Raw genomic sequence first — 4,361 nt, 5'->3', positions numbered from 1 at the left:
GTTCATCCCGCCGCCCGACCCCGAGCCGGCTCCGTTCTGAGCAGCCGGCTCGGGCTCGAGCCGCGGCATCCGCCCGTCCGCGACCGCCGACCCGGTCCGCGACCGCCGACTGATGTACGTCGAGGTGACGTCGCCCTTCCGGGCCGTGTCCGCGCCCCGATGCACGGTCTGCGTCCAGGTCTACACCCGCGACTCAGACGTCGACGACGAGCGCGCCGTCGACCGCGACGACGCGGCCGCGCGAGACCACGACCCGGCGCGGCGGCACGGATGCCACCGCCTCCGCCGCGTTCCGGGCATCCACGAGCACGAGGTCCGCGACGCAGCCGACGTCCAGGCCGTAGTGCTGCACCCCGAGCACCTGCGCCCCGCCCGACGTCGCGGCCCGCAGGGCGAGCTCGAGTCCCCGATCGGTGCGCACCGAGTTCCGGTACGCCACGTGCATGGCGCGCTGCAGCATGTCGCCGTTGCCGAACGGCCCCCACAGGTCCCGGATGCCGTCGCTCCCGCAGGCGAGCGTCACGCCGGCGGCATCCAGCGCGAGCAGGGGCGGCATCGGCACGTCGTAGACGGCGGCGGTCGCGAGCGCCACGCCGGCCTCGGCGAGCCGCTCGATGAGGCGCTGCTGCGTCGGCGGATGCGCGATCCCGAACGCATGGCTGATGACCACGCGTCCGGCCATGTCGTACGCGATCGTTCGCACGGCGATCTCCTCGAACTCCCACGCCCCCAGCGACCCGTCCTCGTGCAGGTGGATGTCGATGCCGCAGCCGGTGCGCGCGGCCAGGTCGAACAGGGCGTCCAGCTGAACGGTCGGCGCCCGGTCCACGATGGCGGGATCGATGCCGCCGATCGTCGGCACGCCGAGCGCGACGGCCCGCTCGAGCAGTTCGAGCGTGCCCGGGTTCGAGATCAGCCCGCCCTGCGGGAAGGCGACCTGCTCGATCGTGACGAGGTCGCGGTAGCGCTCCGCCACCCGGGCGACCGTCTCGATGCCGCGCAGCCCCACGCCCGGATCGACGTCGGTGTGCGTGCGGATGCGGGTCGTCCCGTTCGCGATCATGCGCTCGACCAGCGCGGAGACGTACTGCTCGCTGGGCAGCCCGAACCTCTCCCGCTCGCGTCGCTCGTGCGCGATGCGCTCGGCGACGGTGCCGACGCCCGGGTTCGGCACCCACGGTCCCGAGTACAGCGTCTTGTCGACGTGCGCATGCGCGTCGACGAGCCCGGGCAGTGCGAGGGCGCCGTGCCCGTCGACCCGCTCGACGTCCGCCGCGGCATCCGGCACGGTCCCGGCCGGTTCGATCGCGACGATGAGCCCGTCGTCGCACACCACGCTCACGCGCCGGTCGGGCGCGTGAGCGAGGCGGACGTCATCGACGACGAGCGTCATGCCGCGGCCTCGACGGCCGCCGTGCGGGCGTCGACGGCAGGGGCGGTCCCGGGCCAGAGCAGCGATCCGCCTCCGGCGATCACGACGTTCAGCACCAGCGCGACGAGACCCACGTTCATGCCGAGCACGACGGGGTTCACCGTGATCACGGCCCACGTGACGAGCCCGACGCCCACCAGCATCCCGATCAGCATCGGCACCCGGTTCAGGCGCTTCCAGAAGAGGCCCAGGATGATCGCGGGCAGGAATTGCGAGACCCCCTGCTGACCGACCTGCAGCAGGTTGACCAGCAGCGTCGGAGCCGTCAGCGCCAGGGCCAGCGACACCGCCATCACCGCGAACACCATGATCTTCGACAGCGACAGCACCGAGCGCTCACTCGCCTCCGGCCGGAACGCGTTCTGGTACACATTCTTCGACAGCTGCGTCGCCGACATCAGCACGAGCAGGCTCACCGGCACGATCGCCGACAGCGCGCCGGCCGCACCCACGACGCCGGCGACCCATCCCGGCAGCGCCTTGACCGACAGATCGAGCAGGGCCGCGTTCGTGTCGCTGCCGGTGAGGCCCGGCGTCACGAGCAGCGCGGTCATCCCGACCAGCACGGGGAGGGCCAGCAGGATGCCGTAGAACGGCAGGAAGACCATGTTGCGTCGCACGGTCTCCGCCGACTTGGCGGAGAAGATGGCGGCTGTCGCGTGCGGGAACATGAAGAACGCGAGGCTCGAGACGAGCAGCGTCGACATCATCCACAGCGGCGTGTGCTGCATGGAGTGACCGGCCAGCGAGAACAGGTCGGGGTACTTGCCGAGGACGGTGTCGACGACCTTCGTGTACGACCCGAAGAAGTGCAGCGGCAGGTAGATCCCGACGATGCCGATGCCGATGATCATCAGGATGTCCTTCAGGATCGACACCATGGCGGTCGCGTTCATGCCCGCCAGCGACACGAACAGCGCGACGACGGCGAAGGCGATCAGCATGCTGATGTCCCGCGGCAGGGCGCCACCGGAGGTGACCTGCACGATCTGCCCGAAGCCGAGCAGTTGCACCTCGATGTACGGGATCATGAACGCCACGCCGACGATGCCGAACAGTGCTCCGAACCAGCGGCTGCCGAACCGGTGGGCGAAGTAGTCGGCCTGCGTGACCAGGTTGTGGTCCTTCGCGTAGCTCCACAGCCGCGGCAGGTACAGGTACCCGAAGGCGTACGCCAGCGTCCCGTACCCCAGCGTCCACAGCGCGGCGTCGCCGAGGCTGTACACGCCGCCGGACGCCCCGAGGAAGGTCGCCGTCGAGTAGGTCTCGCCCGCGGCGAGCAGCCAGAAGAGGAGCACGCCGTACGAGCGGCCGCCGACCGTCCAGCTGGCGAGGTCTCCGCGCTTGGTGCGCCGGCGACCGTAGAGCCCGAGGGCGACGGCGGCGAGGATCACGACGAGGATGACGGCGGATGCGGCGTTCATCGCTCCACCTCCTGGGAGGCGGCCTCGTGCCGACGTCGCAGCGTGTCGGCCGTGAGCAGGAAGAAGGGGGTGATGAGCGTCCAGAGCGCGAACCAGAACGCGAGTTCCGGCAGGATCCAGATGCGGCCGGGTCCGGTGAAGAACGGGACCCCGCCGATGACGATGACCACCGGGATGAGCGGCAGGATCCACTGCAGATGCTTTCTCATGGCGACCTCCATTGGGCGCATTTGGTATCCCATACGTTAGATCTCCGTCGGGAAACTGTAAATACCCCACGCCGAAAAGCGTTGTTGTATGCCAAGCGGCATGAGCGCCGCGGTCGCGTGCAGCCTGATGCGGCGCGGAGCCGCTACGCGCGCCAGGGGCCGAGGAGGTGTTCGAACAGGGCGGCCTGACGCTCCGGGGATGCCACGGGCGAGCCCTGCACCTCGCGCAGCTGCAGCACCTCGAACACCGACAGCACGGCGTCGGTGAGTTCGGCGATCGGGGTCGCCGGGGTCAGGATGCCGTCCTCGACGGCTTCGGCCAGGTGCTGGCGCACTTGGCGCCCCCAGTCCTGCTCGACCGAGCGGGTGTAGTCGCGGAACTCCTCGTGCGCGGGCAGCAGCCCCCAGAAGCTGACCACCACGACCGATTCCTGCCGGGTCGCCTCGTCGTGCGGGACGATCTGCTCGGTCATCGCGGTGAGCGCGTCGAGTCCCCGCTTCCCGGCGGTCGCGGTGGCGATGCGGATGCCGGTCTGCTCGTAGACGCGCTCGAACGCGGCGCGCACCACCTCGTCGACGCCCGCGAACGCATGCCACAGGGCGCCGGCCGCGATCCCCGCCTCCACGGCGAGCGCCCGGCTGGTCGCCGCGGCGACCCCGGACCGCGCCACCAGCCGCAGGTAGGCGTCGACGATCTGCGCACGGCGGGCATCGGGGTCGATCCGCTTGGGCATGGTCCGATTCTGGCATCCCACCCGTCGGCGTCCGCCCGTTCCGTTCAAGGGTCACCATCTGCTGCCTCGACCCACCATTCGTGACCCCCGAACAAACATGGGTGCACCACCATTCGTGACCCTTGAGCAACACCAGACACCACGGAGCTCCGGAGCGCGCTCCCCGCCCCGTCCCTTCAAGGGTCACGATCTGTTGCTTCAAGCCACCATTCGTGACTCTTGAGCAACACCAGACACCACGGGGCACTCCGGAGCGCGCTCCCCGCCGGTTCAAGGGTCACGATCTGCTGCTTCGAGCCACTATTCGTGACCCTTGAACAAGAGCTGCCGGCGGGCGGGAGCCGGGAGCCAGGAGCCGGCGGGCGGGAGCCGGGAGCCAGGGGCCGGCGGGCGGGATCTGGACAGCGTCCGGTCCTGGCGCTATTCTTGAGCAATCGCTCAAAGAACCGAGCCCCAGGAGACCGCGATGACGCACGACCACACCGCGCACCAGCACACCGAGCACCAGCACACCGAGCACCGCCACGGCACCGCGACCGCCGTCGCGCCCGACGCCGCGCCG

4 protein-coding genes are annotated in these 4,361 nt (G+C 70.2%); all 4 read right to left on the bottom strand.

Going from position 1 to position 4,361, the window contains the following annotated elements:
• Positions 1 to 193: 193 nt before the first annotated feature.
• The gene (locus VJR25_RS06725) at positions 194 to 1,393 is read right to left on the bottom strand and encodes an amidohydrolase (RefSeq protein WP_324113857.1); all 1,200 of its coding nucleotides are present in this window, start codon (positions 1,391 to 1,393) and stop codon (positions 194 to 196) included.
• Positions 1,390 to 2,856: a sodium:solute symporter family protein gene (locus VJR25_RS06720; RefSeq protein WP_324113855.1), complete on the bottom strand. Its 1,467-nt coding sequence runs from the start codon at positions 2,854 to 2,856 to the stop codon at positions 1,390 to 1,392. The genes VJR25_RS06725 and VJR25_RS06720 overlap by 4 nt, the downstream gene beginning before the upstream one ends.
• Entirely contained in the window at positions 2,853 to 3,065 is a 213-nt protein-coding gene (locus VJR25_RS06715; protein WP_324113852.1) for a hypothetical protein, read from the bottom strand. Before VJR25_RS06715 ends, VJR25_RS06720 begins: the two co-directional genes overlap by 4 nt.
• 143 nt (positions 3,066 to 3,208) lie before the next feature.
• Positions 3,209 to 3,799, bottom strand: a complete 591-nt coding sequence (locus VJR25_RS06710) for a TetR/AcrR family transcriptional regulator (RefSeq protein WP_324113850.1) — start codon at positions 3,797 to 3,799, stop codon at positions 3,209 to 3,211.
• Positions 3,800 to 4,361: the final 562 nt, after the last annotated feature.

The sequence above is a fragment of the Microbacterium sp. genome, assembly GCF_035277845.1.
Classification (GTDB): Bacteria; Actinomycetota; Actinomycetes; order Actinomycetales; family Microbacteriaceae; genus Microbacterium.
The sequence above is the reverse complement of the archived record's forward strand: the minus strand, read 5'-3'. Positions and strand labels throughout refer to the sequence as shown.